This is a genomic window from Coprobacter secundus subsp. similis, from assembly GCF_015097275.1.
Classification (GTDB): Bacteria; Bacteroidota; Bacteroidia; order Bacteroidales; family Coprobacteraceae; genus Coprobacter; species Coprobacter secundus.
Genome location: NZ_AP023322.1, coordinates 3740015 through 3760266, shown reverse-complemented (window position 1 = coordinate 3760266; position 20252 = coordinate 3740015). Strand labels below are relative to the sequence as shown.

The window sequence follows — 20252 nt, the reverse complement described above, 5'->3', positions numbered from 1 at the left end:
TATGGCTGTTATGGTGGCCGGAATCATCGTAGGTCACCTGTTACGAAAAAAGAAAGCGATATTTCCTATCATTGGAAAAATAAATATGTGGATTATTTTTTTGCTCTTATTTACTATGGGGTTATCGACCGGGCATAACCAAGAGATTATGAATAACCTCACCGGTTTAGGAGCCAAGGCCATTATTATAGGCATAATCTCTACTTGCGGAAGTATCCTCGCTGCCACACTGCTATATCATTATTTATTTAAAGACTCTAAAAAAGGCAGTAAATGAAATCGAGCATTATTATCGTCTTATGTTTCCTGACCGGAGTCCTTCTATCTTATTTTCAGTGTATACCTGCATTTCTTTTCAAATATGATTACAGTATATATATATTACCGATAATGATGTTTTTCGTAGGCATGTCTATCGGAGCCGACCTGAAAAGCCTTGTCCGCCCCATCCGGCAATATAAATCTCGTATCATACTTATACCCTTATCTACAATCACCGGAACCTTGTTAGCATGTCTCCTACTCTCATTTTTCATGCAAAGCATCCCGTTACGGGAAACTGTCGCTATCGGTTCCGGATTCGGCTATTATAGTCTCTCTGCCATATTCCTTACACAACTTGCCGGTAGTGACATAGGCATGATGGCTCTCATTAGCAACATGACTCGTGAAATATTTGCACTTCTGGCAATTCCTCTATTAGCTCATTACTGCGGGAAACTGGCCCCTATCGCAGCAGCCGGAGCTACTTCTATCGATACAACCTTGCCAATCATCAGTCAGGCATGTGGCAAAGATTATGTCGTTATATCCGTTTTTCATGGGATTATTGTAGATATATCGGTACCTGTTATTATAAGTTTGCTATACTTGTAAATATACTTCATTAAAAACACAAAAAATCTCTTCCTTTTATCTCAAACCGGATAAAAAATTTTAGAAAAACTACAACCCTTCTTGATATACTGATACAATTCCAAATATTCTGAAAAACTTGAAAATTCCGCGCTATCATAATCAAGATAAAACAGCAAAATATTTCCACAAAATTTAATCAGGCTCTTAGTATTATTGAGTAAATTCGCACAAGAAATATTATCACAGCTTTTTTGAAGAATAGGAACTTATATATCACCCTCTTATTTATAATAAAGTCTTTTTTTGTTATAAATATAAATGCCGAAAACGAAACAAATCGCTTTTCCATAAAGCTTCATATTTTCATAAAAGACTCTTTGACACAAAAACCTATTCCTGATGTAACCGTCTCATTTCCAGAATTGCAAATAAATAAGCGAACAGACAAAAACGGCAAGGCTACCATAAAAACGACAACAGGTGATTTCATCATCATAACACAGCATATCAGTTACGGATACCACTATCACTCGACAGTAATAAGCCAAGATACCACCCTGACTCTGTATATTGCTCCTATTTCATACAATCGCAACGAATTTGTTGTTACTGTCCGCCGGGAAAAGGCCATCGAAGGATTATCCGGAGGAAACATTACCCTAAACATACAACGCCTGCAAAATCTACCTCAATTTTTGGGAAGCTGCGACCCTTTAAAAATACTACAATTGACTCCAGGAGTACAAACTGCAGGAACAGGAAATTCCGGACTATTCGTACGGGGCGGAGAATCCGGACAGAATCTCGTCTTATTCAATGATGCACCCGTATATCAACCTTCTCATTTATTAGGTTTTTTCTCTATTTTCAATACCGGCCACATTTCGTACCTACAGTTACAGAAAAACGGTATGGAATCACAATACGGAGGACGATTATCATCTGTACTACTTGTAAAATCTCCTGACACTATTCCGGAAAAAATATCAATTAGCGGTAACATAGGTATCCTTGCCAGCCAAGCAACACTCTCCATTCCTTTAGGAAATAAATATGCTCTATATGTTTCTGCCCGTAAGACATATATGAATCTTATATTAAATCCTCTCTTAAGTGGATTAGGAGCTATCTCCGACGACGGAGAATCTTTCAATTATGATTTTCAAGATTATAACTTGTCCTTTATTGCACGTCCCTCAAAAAAAGATATCATCACTTTACACTCTTATTTCGGTGCTGATAAATTTAAGTTGGAACAAGATGAATATCAACTGACCGGAAAAATGAACTGGAATAACCTTGCAGCATCACTGCAATGGAAACATAACTGGAATATAGACAAAAGTTTTCGTCAAGTTATTTTTACCGGACGTTATCAAAATAACTTAAAAAATGACCAAACAGGATTCGATATCGAACTGCCATCTCTCATTAGTACCCTTGGATATAAAAATGAATTTACTTTTAAGTCAGGTCCTGTAAAATATTCCTCTGGAATAGAATATAATTATTACTATCTGGAGCCCCAAACTCCTCTCCTCAAAATAAACCAGAATCTATATGACAATTTAGCCTACCAGAAATATAAAAACCACTCTCTGGCATTCTTTGCTGAAAGCAATTGGCAGATGACTTCCAAATTGTCTGCCCGTCTAGGGCTTCGGTATACCTATTACCTGCAAACCGGACCTTATGACAACGTACTCTATAACGAATATGATGATGTTATTAGTTCTACTCACTTTTCCAAAGGAACAAAAGTTTATGACAATCATTACATAGAACCCCGAGTAGAGTTAAAATACAGATTTAGTGAAAATAATTCCGCCCATATCTCTTACAATCGCCACAACCAGTTTATCAATTTGGTATCCATCTCATCCGTAGGCCTTCCTACCGATTTCTGGGTCCCGGCATCACGCAATATCCCCAGCCAGCATAGTGATAACTTTTCGGCAGGATATTATCACTCCATATACGAAAACGACTATGAAATATCTGTAGAAGGATATTATCGTCAAATGTCTAACCAAATGGAGTTGAAAAGTGAACTTTTCGATTTGATGAGCCAAAAGTTCATTCTCGAAAAAAGCATTGCATACGGTAAAGGAAATGCTTATGGAGGAGAAATTATGCTGAAAAAAAATACCGGAAAAATTACCGGATGGATAAGCTATGCCCTGAGCTGGTCTTACCGGAAATTTCCGGAAATAAATAATGGTAAAAAATTCCCAGCCAAACACGACCGGCGCCACGACCTTTCTTTCACCCTCGTCTATTCTCCCAATCGAAAATGGGACTTCTCCTCAGTCTTCGTTTATGCTACCGGAAATGCGTTCACCCTTCCCATAGGAATGTATATAATGGGCGGATTACCCATAAAAGAGTATGGAGAGTACAACTCTTTCCGATTACCCGACTATCACCGCATAGACCTCTCGGCAACCTACTGGTTCTTCAAGAAAAAAGAAAGAGAAAGCGGATTCAACATCTCTCTATATAACGCTTATAACAGAAGCAATCCATTGTATCTATATTTCGGTGTCAAAGAAAGTGATTTGGAAAACAATTACTTAAAAATACGACGCAAACAAAGTGCATTATATAAGATTGTCCCCTCTATCAGTTGGATGTTCAAATTTTGAAAAACTATGATAAAAAAATTACTATACATATTCATAACAATAGTATTTACATCCTGTGTAAACAAATTTGGCTTCGATGAAGATGAATTTCAAGAACGTCTGGTGGTCGAAGGGTATATAGAAGAAGGTGAGTACCCTATTGTCATGCTTACAACGAACAAACCTCTCGGCACTGAAAGCAGCGTAGAAACTGTCAAAGACATGATTATTCGATGGGCAAAAGTAGTAGTCAGTGACGGGGAAACCGAAGACATTCTCATCGGTCGAATCGATGAGAACTACTTTCCTCCATTTATATATAAAGGTACCAAGATAAAAGGAGAAGCCGGCAAAACTTACCAACTGAAAGTTATCTATGCTCAATACGAGCTAACGGCACAGACAACGATTCCTCCCTCTGTCCCCATAGATAATATCTACTGCAACGACGCCCCCGAAAATGATTCCCTCTATCAGATACATATAGACTTCAACGACCCGGCAGAGCAAAAAAATTATTATAAAATCTATACGCAAGTACTTCACAAAAATAAAAAATTTGTCCCTGCCTTAGGAGGAAATCTCAACGATAATCTATTCAACGGGCAACAGGTAAGTATAAAAATAAACCAAGGAATCGAACAACTCCCTGCCGAAAACATTCACACTGATTTTTACAAAGAAGATACCGTACGAGTCAAGCTTTGTACTGTACCCAAAGAAGGCTTCGAATTTTGGAAAGGGTATGAAAATGAAATTGTCAACGGACAAAACCCTCTAACTCCGGCAAATAAAAATCTTAAATCAAATATACAAGGAGGAGGTATCGGAATCTGGTGCGGTTATGGGAAAAGTATCTACTACATTCGGTACAAATAAATAAAATAAGCATTTGTTTACATATCATAATTTCTATAAAGTATTTTATAGAAGTATAACCCTACTTCTTTTTATACAAGATACAAGGAAGGACTGTCCGCAAAGTCAGCCCTTCAATTTCTAAACCTTCGGTTTGCAAATCCATAGAAGAAACATCATTCAATAAACTTGAAATTACTGTTTTCCCTGCGTAGGGAATAAAGGTAATTTCAAAGCCTCTACTTTTAACTGTAAGTATAATAGGACGGGGCTATCCGACTTTTGGATAGCCCCGTCCTGAATTTATTATCTTCCGACAATTATTTAATATAATCCTCGTATGTCTGGCTCAAACGATTAAAGGCATCGATCAACTCTCCAAACCCGGCTCTATCGTCTACGAAATCTTCAAAATCAATCATCGTATCGTCATCAAACCGAAGGGCCAATTCTTCTTCATAATAGTAGTGGCAAATTTCTTTATTAGTCTGCCAGTCTGTATAACAATATTTATCTTCGTATGTATACATCTCTCCTTTAGCTAAGGCTGTATTATCGCTCAAATCCACCAAACTTACATCCATATTGGCATTATACACAGCAACCAGAGCATCGACTGTAGCTTTATTTTCATCATCATAGCCAATTTCATTATCAGCCTTAATAATTGCCCCTGGATTTGCAGTTCCCGTAATGGCCAACTGCCCCATAATATTAATATCAACTTTGGCCCAATTTATCTTCTCAGCCTCATTTTCAATATCACTTTCAGAAGCATCTGCATCCGGTATCTGGAACGAACCGGAAATGCTACCCGTAGAAGAAATAAGGAGCTCATTACCAACTTTTAACGTTGCAGAACAATTGACAGACCCATCTTTAGCCGAAACTGTAGCCTCAGCCACATATTTACCGGCAATAGTTATAATAGCATGGTCATTCTGATTGTCCAATTCTCCCTTATAACTTACAGAAGCAGATATTTGTTCTGTTCCGTCAACTGATAGCTCTACATCTACTTGAGAAGGTATAATTACATTGTCTACAACCGTAGAGGAATTTGAAAAAGAAGCTTCAATTTTTACATTATTAGTTTTGCTTCCCTCCATCGGATATTTTACAATAACCTTATTATCTGTACCGGATACGAAATCAAATTCTTCTTTCACAGAATCATAGGTATAGGTGCCTAAATCCAATTCAGCCCATTCGGCAATCGTCATATTACCCGAAGCCAAACCAACGACACCACCCAAATTATTAAGAGCGGTCATAGCTCTCAAGCTTTTCATATTAAATTGAGGGAAAGGACTTGGTTGTATATCTTCTTCCGGAATATTGTTCGCATCATTCAACAAAATATCCAAAGAGTTTATAGCTTTTACAGCTATCTCATGGTCAGCAGGATTAATCTTATTCATCAAATCAACGCCGACAGACTCTACTCGCTGTTTACGTTGTTCAACAGAAAGATTGGAAAAATTACCGCCATTTCCATCATTTTCATCATCTGAGCATGATGTAAAAACAAACGCTGACACCAAACATAATGCTAAAGGAAAGCTCAACAGTTTTTTCATATTACAATATTTTTAATATATATTAAAGTTTTGCAAATATATATTTTATATCTATAAATGCAAATATATACTTGTAAAATAATCAGATTATCGACAAATCCATCAACAGGCATTTTGCATTTTCCCTGAAAAATAGACAAAACCAGTATAAAATATTTTATAATTTCAATTAAAATAGTTGTATTTAAACAAAAAACAGGACATTTTTCGTTTAAAAAACATCCTGTTACTTATACAATACACAGTTCTACTATCTCAATCAAAAATTCCCTCAATCGCTTCCGTAGGCTCATCGCTTCCCGTAGGAGGTAACAGACCTCCCTCTACACCTGCACATGGGTCGGCATACTGCGGAGGCACGACAAACGTCTCTTCCGGAGAATATCCCAGAGCCTTATCAGCATATACCTTCTGCATAAACAAGCCAAAAATAGGAAGAGCCATACTTGCCCCCTGTCCATTGGCTATTCCGTCGAAATGTATCGAGCGGTCCTCTCCTCCGACCCAGACACCTCCTACCAAGCTGGGTGTAAATCCCATAAACCATCCGTCAGAGTTATTGTTAGTAGTACCGGTCTTTCCTCCCATCTGAGCCTGTATACCATAACGATAACGTATACGCCCACCCGTTCCGTAATCTATTACATCCCGCAACATGGGCAACATCTTATAATATGCCGCTTCACTGAATACCTCAGTCATACGCGGTGTAAACTCAGAAATCACATTACCGAAGTTATCCTCTATACGGGTTACATACAAAGGATCTACCCGTATCCCTTTATTTGAAAATGCAGAATACGCCGTGACCATCTCCTCTACCGAGACATCAGCCGGACCGAGACAAAGAGAAATAACCGCATCTATCTTATTTTTTATTCCGAACGAATGCATCAAACGAACCAATGCCGAAGGAGACAATTTGTCCATCAGCCAAGCAGAAATCCAGTTATTCGAATTGGCCAATCCCCACCTCAGAGTCACATCTTCACCGATGCGGGCTTTCGAAGCATTTCTGGGCGACCACACATTACCCGATTCATCTAGCAGGTGAGGCTGTACATTAGGAGCTATATCACAAGGAGAAAATCCGTCCTCCATTGCCAACGTATATAGAAAAGGTTTTATAGTAGAGCCTATCTGGCGGCGGCCGGCTGCTACCATATCATATTGGAAACTCTTAAAATCGATTCCTCCGACATAGGCTTTTACATATCCGGTACGCGAATCCATCGCCATGAATCCCGTCCTCAAAAAAGACTTATGATAGCGAATCGAATCCATTGGAGTCATCACCGTATCTACCATGCCTTTCCACGAATACACTTGCATTTCGGTTTTCGTATCGAAAGCCTTGCGTATCTCCGATTCGGTAGCGCCATTCTCCCGCATGATACGATACCGGTCACTTTGCTTCATGGAACGATCCAGAATAGCCTCTACATCCGATGTCTTTACCATTCGAGAAAAAGGTGCATAACTACGTCCTTTTTTCTCCTTATCGAAAAGCGGCTGCAAATATCCGCCGATATGTTGAGTCACAGCATCTTCTGCATACTTTTGCATCCGCGAATCTATGGTCGTATATATTTTCAACCCGTCAGTATATAAGTTATATTTCGACCCGTCAGCTTTTCGGTTCTTCTCACACCAACCATATAACGGATTTGTTTCCCATGCGATAGAGTCATCTACATACTGCTGTTTCTGCCAACCACGATAATCACTCTTATTAGGCTTTTTAGCCACCATCATCAACCGTAAATGTTCACGAAAATAAGGAGCCAGGCCATCTTTATGATCCACTCTGCGGAAGGTCAGTTTCAATGGCAATGCCTGCAAAGAATCACGCTGTTCCTTGGTTATATAATCAGCCTTGTACATCTGCTCCAGAACCGTATTGCGTCGTCCCCGAGTACGTTCGTTATGCCGCACGGGATTGAAGTATGACGGATTTTTACACATGCCTACCAATGTAGCCGCTTCCTCTATTTTCAATTTATCAGGAGTAGTATTGAAATAAATCTGAGCAGCCGACTGTATCCCGACTGCATTATTCAAAAAGTCAAACTTATTCAAATACATATTTACAATCTCCTCCTTGGTATAAAAACGCTCAAGCTGTACGGCAATTACCCACTCTATCGGCTTTTGGAACAGCCGTTCCATAATATTCTCGGCATTTGGAGAAAACAACAATTTAGCCAACTGCTGGGTAATAGTACTACCCCCTCCGGCACTTTTCTGAAAAAGGAGGCCCCGTTTTATCACTGCTCTGAAAAGGGCTTTAGCATCGATGCCCGAATGCTCCCTGAAACGAATATCCTCTGTTGCGATTAAAGCATCGACCAAATCGGGCGAAAGCTCCTTATAAGTCACATACACCCGGTTTGCCTTGCTCTGATAATATCGCCCCAGAACTTCCATATCAGAAGAATATATCTCAGAAGCAAATTTATCTTTAGGGTTTTCAAGATCCTCTATCGGAGGCATATAACCGATATACCCATAAGCAATCAATACAAAAAGTATCGTTACGGCAACAACACCTAACCCGAAAAACACCCATAAATATCGAGCTACCTTTTTTGCAAATTTCGACGGTTTGGCCTTTTCCTGTGAGTTTTTATTCATCTTAATCTTTTCAGAGCTTTAAAATATTATCAAATTTCATTCCCGGCATGACGTCTGTAGAGGAAACCAGAGCATAACAAAGAATTCATTATCGGGACCAAAGTTAATACAAATATTCTATTTGTATATTGATAACAAGTAGCTAACAATATTTTTTAATTAGAAATGCTTTGATATATGCTTTTTTTTATAAATTTGTAATGCCTATGAGACGAAAAGAAAAAAAATATAAATTATTGCAAGACACTCATTTAGAAAAGTGCCATTGGCTCAGTTCGTCAATAGACCGCATCAAATAGACCAATCCGGCCCCACCGTCGAATTGGTCTATTTGTTTTTAGAACCCGATTAGAAATTTATCCGGGAAAAAGGCTTTATGAGTCAATTCTTAAAAAACATATCGCATGAGAAGGGAAAGTTTAGTATCAATTACAGATTACTCCAAAGAAGATATTCTCGACTTATTGGAGAAAGCAAAGTCATTCGAGCAGAATCCCAACCGGCGGGTACTGGAAGGCAAAGTCATCGCAACCTTGTTTTTTGAGCCCTCTACTCGTACACGCTTGAGTTTCGAAACCGCAGTCAACCGATTAGGAGGCCGGGTTATCGGATTTTCCGATGCATCTACCACCAGCTCTACAAAAGGAGAAACGCTGAAAGACACCATCATGATGGTAAGCAACTATGTCGACCTCATCATTATGCGCCACTATCTCGACGGAGCCGCAAGATATGCATCCGAAGTCGCATCCGTACCCATCATCAATGCCGGAGACGGCGCCAACCAACATCCTTCTCAGACGATGCTCGACTTGTACTCCATTTACAAAACCCAGGGGACACTCGAAAACTTGAATATAACTATGGTAGGTGACCTCAAATACGGCCGCACCGTCCACTCCCTACTGATGGCTATGTCACACTTCAAACCGACCTTTCATTTTGTTGCTCCGGAAGAACTGAAAATGCCCGAAGAATATAAAATCTACTGCGATAAACTGCATATCCCCTACGTAGAGCATCAAGATTTCACCGAAGAAGTCATCGACCAGGCCGACATACTGTACATGACCCGTGTGCAACGCGAGCGTTTTACCGATCTTATGGAATACGAAAAAGTAAAAAACGTATACACTCTGCACAACCAAATGCTCAAAAGCAGCAAGCCCAATTTACGCATCTTGCATCCGCTTCCCCGGGTCAATGAGATTTCTTATGACGTAGATGATAACCCCAAAGCTTACTATTTCGAACAGGCTAAGAACGGATTATACGCACGCCAAGCCATTATTTGTAAAGTATTAGGTATAGAAATTTAAACGGATAGGAGTAAACATCATGAACGCAAACAAAAAAGAACTCGAAGTTGCCGCTCTCGAAAATGGGACGGTTATAGATCATATCCCCTCCGACCAGCTGTTCAAAGTCGTATCCTTGTTAGGACTCGAAAAGCTAAACAAAAGCATTACGATAGGGAACAATCTGATAAGTAAAAAAATCGGTAAAAAAGGTATCATAAAAATTGCTGATACTTTTTTCAAAGAAGAAGAAATCAACAAAATTGCCCTGATTGCACCGAATGCTAAAATAAATATTATTAAAGATTACCGGGTTACTGAAAAAAGACCGGTAACCCTCCCCGACGAAATTATCGGTATCATCAAGTGCAATAACCCCAAATGCATTACCAACAATGAACCGATGAAAACCGTTTTCTATGTAATCAACAAAGATAATGTAGAAGTCAAATGCAAATATTGTGAACGGGCTGTCGGTAAGGACGAAATAGAAATAATATAATCCTTTTATATGAAACACAACTGGAAGCCGGGAACCATGATATATCCGCTACCTGCGGTTCTTATTAGTTGCGGGGTAGTCCCTGAAGAATATAACCTGATAACAGCCAGTTGGGTAGGCACTATTTGTACCAACCCTCCCATGTGTTATATCTCTATACGGCCCGAACGTCATTCATACCCTATTCTAAAAAAGAATATGGAATTTGTCATCAACCTTACCACGAAAGATATGGCATTCGCAACCGACTGGTGCGGTGTACGTTCAGGAAAAGATTACGACAAATTTAAAGAAATGAAGTTAACCCCGGTTCCTGCTTCCATTGTCAAAGCACCTTGTATCGATGAATCTCCACTCTGTATAGAATGTCGCGTCAGGGAAATATTATCATTGGGTTCGCACAATATGTTCATCTCCGACGTTATTAACGTAATGGCAGACGAGAAATATATAGACCCCGCAACCGGGGCTTTCGATATGCAGAAAGCGAATCTCCTGGTATATTCTCATGGTCATTATTATGAAATGGGAAAAGAAATAGGTAAATTTGGGTGGTCGGTTCAAAAAAAGAAAAAGTAATATGCAAAAACAATGGACATTGCTCATGCTTCTTTGCTGTATAGCCTCACTATCGGCACAAGAACGGGATATCCCGAAGGAACGCTTCAACTGGGGATTCCGAGTCGGGGTCAATGCCCCTTTTGTCGACATACGTTCGGCAAAAATAAATGATACTCCCATAGAACTACCCTCGGCCAACAGTAAAATAGGATTTCTGGCATCTGCTTTCGGAAGAGTCAATATACAGCAACATTACCTTCAATTAGAAGCCGGAATAAATTATTTGCGAAGCGATATAGAATTACAACCCGAAGACTTTATCCCTACGCTACAACCAAGCAATATCAAAAGTTCTATCATAAACCGTATATATACCCTGGATATCCCGCTATTATACGGGTACAACTTTGTAAAACAAGGTCCTTACGAACTGGCATTCTTTACCGGGCCCAAATTCAAATATATATTGAAAGAGAACAACCATATCGATAATTACGACATACGGTATGCCATAACCACCGATGAGTCGCTGAAACCCTTTACGGTCAACTATCTTATTGGTGTAGGCGTATCTATCTCCCGGCTTACCCTCGACTTCAGATACGAATTTGCCCTTACCAATATACACAGTTCCGGAGGTTACACCCTCAATAGTCCCGATGTAGCGCCCACATCCAACAAGCTGTCTATAAAGCGAGGAATAAACCTTCTTAGTTTTTCATTAGGATTTGTATTATAATCGCTACATTTTACCATAAAAAAGGCTACCTTTGTAACGAAATTATTAAAAAACTCAAATATTTATCACATATCAAAAACATGAAGAGAGACAATGCCATCTTTGACATCATCGAAAAAGAACGTCAAAGACAATTAAAAGGAATCGAGCTTATCGCTTCAGAAAATTTCGTAAGCGAACAAGTAATGCAAGCCATGGGCTCTTGCCTGACAAACAAATATGCCGAAGGCTATCCCGGAAAACGTTATTATGGCGGTTGCGAAATAGTAGACCAAAGTGAGCAAATTGCCATAGACCGTCTAAAAGAAATATTCGGAGCCGAATGGGCCAACGTACAACCTCACTCCGGAGCACAAGCCAATATGGCTGTTTTCATGGCCGTTTTAAATCCTGGAGATAAATTCCTGGGGCTGAACTTGTCTCACGGTGGACACCTGTCCCACGGTTCTCCCGTTAATTTTTCCGGGCTCATGTTCCAACCGTTGGAATATGGAGTAAAAGAAGACACCGGATATGTTGATTATGATATGATGGAAGAAGTAGCTTTACGCGAACGTCCGAAATTACTTATCGGTGGTGCCTCCGCTTACTCCCGCGAATGGGATTATGCACGTATGCGTAAAATTGCCGATGAAATCGGAGCTATCTTCATGATCGATATGGCACATCCCGCCGGGCTCATTGCAGCCGGCTTGCTCGACAATCCGTTGAAATATGCACATATCGTAACATCTACCACTCATAAAACCTTACGTGGACCACGTGGAGGTATTATCTTGTTAGGTAAAGATTTTGATAACCCATGGGGCAAAAAGACACCTAAAGGCGAAATCAAGAAAATGTCGGCTTTGCTCGATTCTGCAGTATTCCCAGGTGTACAGGGAGGCCCGCTCGAACATGTAATCGCAGCCAAAGCCGTATCATTTGGAGAAGCATTACAGCCCGAATACAAAGAATATCAAACCCAAGTAAAGAAAAACGCTGCCACCATGGCTGCCGCATTTATCGACAAAGGGTACAAAATTATTTCAAACGGAACCGACAATCACTGTATGTTGATAGACCTCCGCACCAAATTCCCCGAACTGACAGGTAAAGTGGCCGAAAAAGCATTGGTACAGGCAGACATTACTGTAAACAAGAACATGGTACCGTTCGACAGTCGCTCACCGTTCCAGACTTCGGGTATCCGTGTCGGAACACCGGCAATTACTACTCGCGGGGCAAAAGAGGATCTCATGCTCGAAATAGTAGAAATGATAGATACAGTTCTTTCCAATCCGGAAAGTGAAAGTGTCATCAAATCTGTAAGAGAAAAAGTAAACGAGACCATGAAAGCTTATCCTCTATTTGCCTATTAATTATTTTGTTTGCTAATCAATTCCCCTCAAGGAAAGTGACACGTTATAGGCATTTTCCCTGAGGGGAATTTTTATTCTCTCCCCTACCTCAAAAACCGGATTATCCCGGCTTGTCAAAATAGAACACCCCTCCTTTTCGAAAGGAGGCGAAAATACAAAACCCTCGCACAGCGTCTTTTCTCAGTGAAAATAGTATTTCATTAATCAAAGAACATATAAGTATATTTTTCGCACAAAAGAAAAAAATAACTCGGCAAATAGAAAATAAAAATATATGATTTTTAACACCATATTTACATTCAATCTATTTTATTTATCATTCTAAATTGTTTTAGAACCAGAATTAAATAGAAAGAAACTAATTTATGGCTACATTAAAAGTAAAATTTCGCGAATCCAGCGTTCCCGGCAAACCGGGGACCATCTTCTATCAAGTAAGACATGAAAAAAAGACCATTCAAATTGCGACACGCCTGCACCCTTTTCCCGAGCAGTGGGTCAGTATCACCGAAGGACCCGCTACATCCGATATCGAAAATAAAAAAAACTTGACTTACATACATCGGGTAATCGATGCCGATACTGCATTGCTCGATAATATCATCCGTGAGTTTGAACAGACCGGTAAAAAATATACCGTACACGATATTGCCGATAGATTTCGCTCACCACAATGTCAAACGCATGTTCTCACATTTTTCAAAGAACAAATCACCTTTCTATCCATGAGCAACCGGTTAGGTACAGCCCGTAACTACCTACGCACGATGAATAGCTTTTCCTCCTTTCTCCACGGTGACGACATCCCCTTCAAGCTTCTCACAGAAGAACTCATTTTTGAATACGCCGAATGGTTACAACTAAAAGGAGTCAAACGCAACAGTTCCTCATTTTATATGCGTGTCCTGCGGTCAGTCTACAATAAAGCTGTTCGCAAACACTTTGCACAACAAACTTTCCCCTTCCAGAATGTATATACCGGAGTCGATAAAACCAAAAAACGCGCAATAAACGAAGATGTCATTTTACAGTTGTATCAGATGAAAATATCATCACCATCACTCGCATTGGCCCGGGACCTGTTCATCTTCAGCTACTGCATGCGCGGAATGGCTTTCGTCGATATGGCTTTTCTCCGTCACAAAAATATTCGGGGAGGTTTTATTCACTACACCCGACGGAAAACAGGGCAGCAGCTTTCCGTACATATAGAACCCTGCATACAGGAAATTATAGACCGTTATTCATCCCAAGCCGAGCAGACACCCTATCTCTTGCCCATCCTGACCTCCGAAGACCCTGTCAGGTCTTTTTCTCAATACCAGACTGCATTAGGGTACTACAACCGGCAACTGAAACAGCTCTCTCAAATGCTCCGACTGGATATATCACTATCGTCCTACTGTGCCCGACACTCTTGGGCCACTGCAGCCCGCAACCATAATATCCCCCTCTCTGTCATCAGTGCCGGTATGGGACACACATCAGAAAGGACAACACAAATTTATTTAGCAAGTTTGGAAAATTCGGTTATAGACCGGGCCAACCAAAATATTATTGCTTTCTTAAAACCTGTTTAGAAGCCTGTCGTACTTTTGTACGGCTGATCCTAAGACTCTTACAGAAAAAAGTAAAAAACTATCTATAAAAGCAAAAATTGGCAAAAATTATATTTACAAAAAATTTAAAACAGACTTTTTTGATATAAAAAATAAAAGTGCGATTTCTAACAAAGAGATATTATAAATAGTCAATATATTAATAATCAATTACATAATAGGCATTTCATTCTGATTTTTATAGATTGTATTACATTTTGGTTTATTAAATTTATTATAAAAAAGCCTTTTAGATATAGAATGAATAGATAAATAAACTAATGTTTTTTTGATATTATTTCAAATTATAAATATTTAATAATTAATACATTATAAGTATTAAAATATAATTTTATACAAAAAGAAATATCTTACGATTGCATAAGTCATACAAAAAATGTACTTTTGCAAAAAGTTAGTAACATCTCTTTGTTAGAAACGACACAGTTTATAGTTATTAATACAAAAGCAGCATCTAAATACTTGAAATATAGAAAATTACAATATATTTCAGGAGCCAAAGATATAATTATTTTGTATATAAAAACATAATATTTTATATAGAATATTAAACACACAGCAATAATGGAGTATAACAATAACAAACAAGATTTGGTTTGGTTCGCAATGAGTGCTCCTTATTGCAGGGAATTAGAAGCAAAACGTTTGCTTGACAATCGCTCTATCGAAAACTTCATTCCAATGTGTTATAAAGTATCTGTCAAGCAAAACAAGAAAACCAGAGTATTGGTACCGGCTATACACAATCTCATATTTGTACGTACAACTCGCACAATTATTAAAGAGACCAAAAGGCAGATATCGATTCTCCAATATATCACCCGGACAGATAATGGGAAAAACATTCCCGTTATTGTGCCCGATATGCAAATGCAGCAATTCATCACTGTATCTAAAACAAATAGCGAACAGCTTATTTACCTAAGACCGGAAGAAATCAATCTGAAAAAAGGTACACGGGTACGCATACTCGGAGGGACGTTCGATGGTGTCGAAGGAATCTTTGTAAAAATAAAAGGTATCCGAAGCCGGAGAGTAGTCGTAGTGATACCGGGAATTACCGCCGTAGTCACAGCCGAAATCCAACCCGACTTGATCGAAGTCATATCTCAATCTTGAAACAAAAACCAAAAAGAAAGTTGCCCGTTCTCTTTGGAAAACACAAGGTAGGGAATACAGTACCGATATTAGCGTAACAATCCGCTAAAAAATATAAACAAATTCCATATATTATGTATTTTTGGATCATCAACATTAGCTTAGTATTTTTACTCTGCGTTTTCTTTGCAGGAATACTCATTCCGAAAATATTGCTTATTTCTTTCCGGAAAAAACTGTTCGACGTTCCTGACGAACGTAAGATTCACACTAGTATTGTCCCCCGGTTAGGCGGTATCGCATTCAAGCCCGTTATCTTTTTCTCCATCGCATTGCTGTTAGGAGTAAATCTTATCTTGGGGCGACCGGAAATCTTCGCTGAGTTAGAAGCCAATGTAGCGGAACTCTCTTTTGGATTCTGCACGGTTATGATTCTCTACCTGGTAGGAATGGCCGACGACCTCATCGGTGTACGCTATCGGGCCAAATTCGTCGTCCAGATTTTATGCGCTGTATTATTCATTGCCGGAGGCGTATGGATAGACAATCTGTATGGTATCTTCGGTATCTCCGATTTGCCTGCATGGATAGGTTATCCCCTTACCATACTGGTAGTGGTATTCATCATCAATGCCATCAATCTCATCGACGGTATCGACGGACTGGCATCTGGATTAAGCGGTGTGGCCTTGCTCTCCTACGGATTGGCATTCATGCACTTGCAGCAATATATCTATGCCATGTTGTCATTTGCTACATTAGGAGTACTCGTCCCATTCTTTTACTACAATGTTTTCGGGAATCCGGAACACGGCAGGAAAATCTTTATGGGAGATACCGGCAGCCTGACCATAGGCATCATGCTGTGTTTCCTCAGTATCAAACTCTCTCTCTATACACCTACCCGGGATACATTCCTGTACAATCCGGCAGCCTTGGCCTTCTCCCCCCTGATGATTCCATGTCTCGATGTAGTCAGGGTATTCATTCACCGTATCCGGATGAAGAAGAATCCTTTCATGCCGGACAAGAGCCATATACACCACAAATTGCTCGCGCTCGGTATGCCGCAGCGTAAAGCCATGGTCACTATCGTATCTCTATCCCTTATATTTTCGTTGTGCAATGTCGTATTATCCCAATACATCAATATAAACCTGTTGTTAATCATGGATATTCTTGTATGGACCGGAGCCAACATCTGGCTGACCAACAAAATAGAACACAGGAACCTGAATCCCAATTATCGATAATATAATTTATTTATAAAAAAACAGTCATAAAATCATGCGTATTATCCATATTTTATTCATACCGATAATTATAGCACTTCTTTGCTCATGCAATTCTTCAAAACAAGTCTGTTATTTTCAGGATATGCAGCCGGGAGTCAAAGAAACAATCATATCTCCCCAAGAGATAAAAATTCAACCCGAGGATAAAATATCTATCTTGGTCAACAGCAAAGACCCTCTATTAACTAACTTATTTAATTTACCAATTATATCCCGACAAATCGGGCAAGGAAACAATTCTTCAACCGGAACCAACCAAGGTCTTTCCGGTTATACTGTCGATACAGATGGAAATATAGATTTCCCCGTATTAGGAAAAATACACGTAGCCGGTATGAAACGGGAAGAGATTGCTTCCTACATCAAAAACGAACTTATTTCAAAGAATCTGGTCAAAGACCCGGTCGTTACCGTAGAGTTTATGAATCTTGCCATATCAGTCCTGGGTGAAGTCAGTAAACCGGGAAGATACAACATAGACCGGGACAAAATAACCCTGCTCGATGCTATCAGTATGGCAGGAGACCTCACCATATACGGCAAACGGGATAACGTATATGTCATGCGTAATGAAGAGGGAAAACAGACGAGCTATCGGGTCAACCTGCTGTCTGCTCAAGATGTATACTCCTCACCGGCCTATTATCTGCAACAAAACGATGTGATATATGTAGAGCCCAATTCCGTTCGTGCCCGCCAGTCCACAGTCAACGGGAACAACGTTCGTTCTACTTCATTCTGGATATCTCTGGCTTCTTTGTTAACGACCATAACCGTATTATTTGTAAAATAATTATTCTTTATCATAATATGTCTGCAACAGCAAATAACCCGAAACAAACCGACGATTTCATTAGTATACAAGATTTACTATATCTGTGCCTGTCCAAATGGTATTGGTTTGCTATCTCATTGGCTATAACATTGGCAATTGCCGTTCTATATATCAAGATGACACCGCCTACCTATGTCAGAACGGCATCCATCCTGATAAAAGAGGATACCAAAGGTGGCTCTTTATCCGGAGATGTAAGCGGGTTATCCGATATAGGTTTGTTCCAAACCAATACCAATGTCAATAACGAAATTCTCTCTCTCAAGTCTCCGGCTATTATGCTCGATGTGGTAAAGCGATTGCATCTGGACATAAACTATACCATTCCGGGAAGTTTTCACGATAAAGTGATATACGGTACCAACCTGCCGATAACCGCTTCCTTTATCGATTTGCCCGACAACGAAACGGCACAATGCTCTGTATCTCTGCTCGCTGATAATCTGATAGAGGTATATGACTTCCAACTGAACGGTGAAATCTGCGAAAATGCACAAAAAATAAAAGGCAATTTACAAGATACCCTCTCTACTCCTGTCGGAAAACTCGTAATCACCCCGACAAAATATTATAACGGAAAAACAGATACGCCTATTCAGGTCAGCAAATCAAATACATTATCTACAGCCAGCGGGTACGCTCAACATCTGTCCGTCTCTTTAAGTGAAGAAAAAAGCACGGTGGTCGACCTCTCGTTTTCCGATGTATCTACCCAACGGGCAGAAGATGTACTGAATACACTTATCTCTGTTTATAATGAGAACTGGGTCAAAGATAAAAACCAGATAGCCATCAGTACCTCCATGTTTATCAACGACCGTCTGGCAGTTATCGAGCAAGAACTGGGCAATGTCGATGAAGATATTTCATCTTTCAAGAGTAAAAACCTGTTACCCAATGTCGAGGCAGCATCCAGCATGTATATGCAGCAATCGAGCGAAGCGACATCCCAATTACAGGTATTGAACAACCAGTTATATATGGCTCGTTATATCCATAACTATATGACAAGCAACAATGGCAAAAACCAGCTTTTACCGGCCAATTCCGGTATCGAGAATCCAAGTATAGAAAACCAGATATCCGAATACAATACAGCCCAGTTGCAACGAAACAATCTAGTCGCCAACAGTAGCGAGCAAAACCCCTTGGTAATCGACCTCGACCAGTCCCTACAATCGATGCGCAAAGCCATTATCACCTCTATCGATAATCTTATCGTCACCTTGAATGCCCAAATAAAAAGCGTGCAACAGGAAGAACAACAAACCACCTCGCGTATTGCAGCCAGTCCCACACAGGCAAAATACCTGTTATCGGTAGAGCGTCAACAAAAGGTTAAAGAAGCTCTCTATTTATTTCTACTGCAAAAGCGGGAGGAAAACGAACTTTCTCAGGCATTTACGGCATATAATACCCGTATCATCACTCCCCCGTATGGTAAAATGATACCGACCGACCCGGTCAAAAAGAATATCCTGATGGTAGCCATTGCACTTGGTCTGCTTATTCCCGTTGTCATTATTTTCATTATGGAAAATATGAATACCCGGGTTCGGGGTAAGAAAGATATAGAAAACCTGACTTTACCCTTCGTTGGAGAAATCCCCCTTTCCTACCGTAAAAAGAAACGATTACCATTCCGCAAACCACAACCAGAATCATATTCCATTGTAGTCAAGGAAAAGAACCGGAATGTCATCAACGAGGCCTTCCGGGTAGTCCGCACCAATCTGGAATTTATGCAAGGAAAAAATGGTCATTCCCCCATAATTATGGTTACCTCCATGAATCCCGGTAGTGGAAAGACTTTCATCACCATGAATCTGGCTACCAGTCTGGCCATCAAAGGGAAAAAAGTATTGGCTATCGACCTCGATTTACGAAAAGCCTCGTTAAGTACCTACATCCAGTCTCCGGGAAAAGGTGTTACCAACTACCTTATCGGTCAGGTCAATACCTACGATGAGGTCATCGTAAAAGGAAAGAACCATCCCAATCTGGATATCCTGCCCGTAGGAACCATCCCTCCTAACCCGACAGAATTATTATTTGAAAATCATCTCGAACAGATGCTTTCGGAGTTGAAAAATCAGTACGATTACATCTTTATCGATTGTCCTCCGGTAGAAATCGTAGCAGATACTTCCATTATCAACAAATATGCAGACCAAACACTGTTTGTCATCCGGGCAGAATTACTGGAACGAACCATGTTGCCCGAAATAGAAAAATTCTACCAAACTCATAAATACAAAAATATGTTTCTTTTGCTTAACGGCACAACCGATGCCTATACCCGCTATGGATACCATAAGTATGGTTACAGATACGGATATCATTATGGATATGGTTCCGGATATCATAATAGTTCTGATGAAAAATAAAAA

Annotated in this window: 16 protein-coding genes; 14 read left to right on the top strand and 2 right to left on the bottom strand. The window is 39.8% G+C overall.

Features of this window, described 5'->3' with window-relative positions; genetic code table 11:
- The first annotated feature begins 1 nt into the window (after position 1).
- From Cop2CBH44_RS14890 to Cop2CBH44_RS14875, 4 genes are all read left to right on the top strand, one after another.
- Positions 2–277 (top strand): LysO family transporter, encoded by a 276-nt coding sequence (locus Cop2CBH44_RS14890; RefSeq protein ID WP_200755123.1) that lies wholly within the window; start codon positions 2–4, stop codon positions 275–277.
- Positions 274–876: a LysO family transporter gene (locus tag Cop2CBH44_RS14885; protein WP_021931013.1), complete on the top strand. Its 603-nt coding sequence runs from the start codon at positions 274–276 to the stop codon at positions 874–876. Before Cop2CBH44_RS14890 ends, Cop2CBH44_RS14885 begins: the two co-directional genes overlap by 4 nt.
- Before the next feature lie 359 nt (positions 877–1235).
- Complete coding sequence (locus Cop2CBH44_RS14880) at positions 1236–3503, top strand: TonB-dependent receptor (protein ID WP_200755122.1); 2268 nt, start codon at positions 1236–1238, stop codon at positions 3501–3503.
- A 6-nt stretch (positions 3504–3509) separates the two neighbouring features.
- Positions 3510–4361, top strand: a complete 852-nt coding sequence (locus tag Cop2CBH44_RS14875) for a DUF4249 domain-containing protein (protein ID WP_021931015.1) — start codon at positions 3510–3512, stop codon at positions 4359–4361.
- Positions 4362–4660: 299 nt separating this feature from the next.
- Here Cop2CBH44_RS14875 and Cop2CBH44_RS14870 read toward each other — a convergent pair whose 3' ends face one another.
- Both Cop2CBH44_RS14870 and Cop2CBH44_RS14865 read right to left on the bottom strand, forming a co-directional pair.
- Positions 4661–5920, bottom strand: a complete 1260-nt coding sequence (locus tag Cop2CBH44_RS14870) for a hypothetical protein (RefSeq protein WP_200755121.1) — start codon at positions 5918–5920, stop codon at positions 4661–4663.
- 255 nt (positions 5921–6175) lie between these two features.
- On the bottom strand, positions 6176–8554 hold the full coding sequence (locus Cop2CBH44_RS14865; protein WP_021931016.1) for a transglycosylase domain-containing protein: 2379 nt from the start codon (positions 8552–8554) through the stop codon (positions 6176–6178).
- Between the two features lie 404 nt (positions 8555–8958).
- On the opposite strand from Cop2CBH44_RS14865, the gene pyrB reads away from it, so the two are divergent.
- The 10 genes from pyrB (at position 8959) to Cop2CBH44_RS14815 (ending at position 20249) form a co-directional block, all read left to right on the top strand.
- Positions 8959–9873: an aspartate carbamoyltransferase gene (pyrB, locus tag Cop2CBH44_RS14860; RefSeq protein ID WP_021931017.1), complete on the top strand. Its 915-nt coding sequence runs from the start codon at positions 8959–8961 to the stop codon at positions 9871–9873.
- A 19-nt stretch (positions 9874–9892) separates the two neighbouring features.
- Positions 9893–10354, top strand: a complete 462-nt coding sequence (pyrI, locus tag Cop2CBH44_RS14855) for an aspartate carbamoyltransferase regulatory subunit (RefSeq protein WP_021931018.1) — start codon at positions 9893–9895, stop codon at positions 10352–10354.
- 9 nt (positions 10355–10363) lie between these two features.
- On the top strand, positions 10364–10933 hold the full coding sequence (locus Cop2CBH44_RS14850) for a flavin reductase family protein (protein ID WP_021931019.1): 570 nt from the start codon (positions 10364–10366) through the stop codon (positions 10931–10933).
- A gap of 1 nt (position 10934) precedes the next feature.
- Positions 10935–11654, top strand: coding sequence for a porin family protein (locus tag Cop2CBH44_RS14845; protein ID WP_021931020.1), 720 nt, complete (start codon positions 10935–10937; stop codon positions 11652–11654).
- 80 nt (positions 11655–11734) lie between these two features.
- Positions 11735–13015 (top strand): serine hydroxymethyltransferase, encoded by a 1281-nt coding sequence (gene glyA, locus Cop2CBH44_RS14840; protein WP_044227587.1) that lies wholly within the window; start codon positions 11735–11737, stop codon positions 13013–13015.
- Positions 13016–13380: 365 nt separating this feature from the next.
- Positions 13381–14595 (top strand): tyrosine-type recombinase/integrase, encoded by a 1215-nt coding sequence (locus Cop2CBH44_RS14835; RefSeq protein ID WP_021931023.1) that lies wholly within the window; start codon positions 13381–13383, stop codon positions 14593–14595.
- A 603-nt stretch (positions 14596–15198) separates the two neighbouring features.
- Complete coding sequence (locus tag Cop2CBH44_RS14830; RefSeq protein WP_200755120.1) at positions 15199–15753, top strand: UpxY family transcription antiterminator; 555 nt, start codon at positions 15199–15201, stop codon at positions 15751–15753.
- Between the two features lie 113 nt (positions 15754–15866).
- On the top strand, positions 15867–16985 hold the full coding sequence (locus tag Cop2CBH44_RS14825) for an MraY family glycosyltransferase (RefSeq protein ID WP_021929766.1): 1119 nt from the start codon (positions 15867–15869) through the stop codon (positions 16983–16985).
- Positions 16986–17019: 34 nt separating this feature from the next.
- The gene (locus Cop2CBH44_RS14820; RefSeq protein ID WP_200755119.1) at positions 17020–17820 is read left to right on the top strand and encodes a polysaccharide biosynthesis/export family protein; all 801 of its coding nucleotides are present in this window, start codon (positions 17020–17022) and stop codon (positions 17818–17820) included.
- Positions 17821–17837: 17 nt separating this feature from the next.
- Positions 17838–20249, top strand: coding sequence for a GumC family protein (locus Cop2CBH44_RS14815; RefSeq protein WP_200755118.1), 2412 nt, complete (start codon positions 17838–17840; stop codon positions 20247–20249).
- Positions 20250–20252 lie beyond the last annotated feature (3 nt).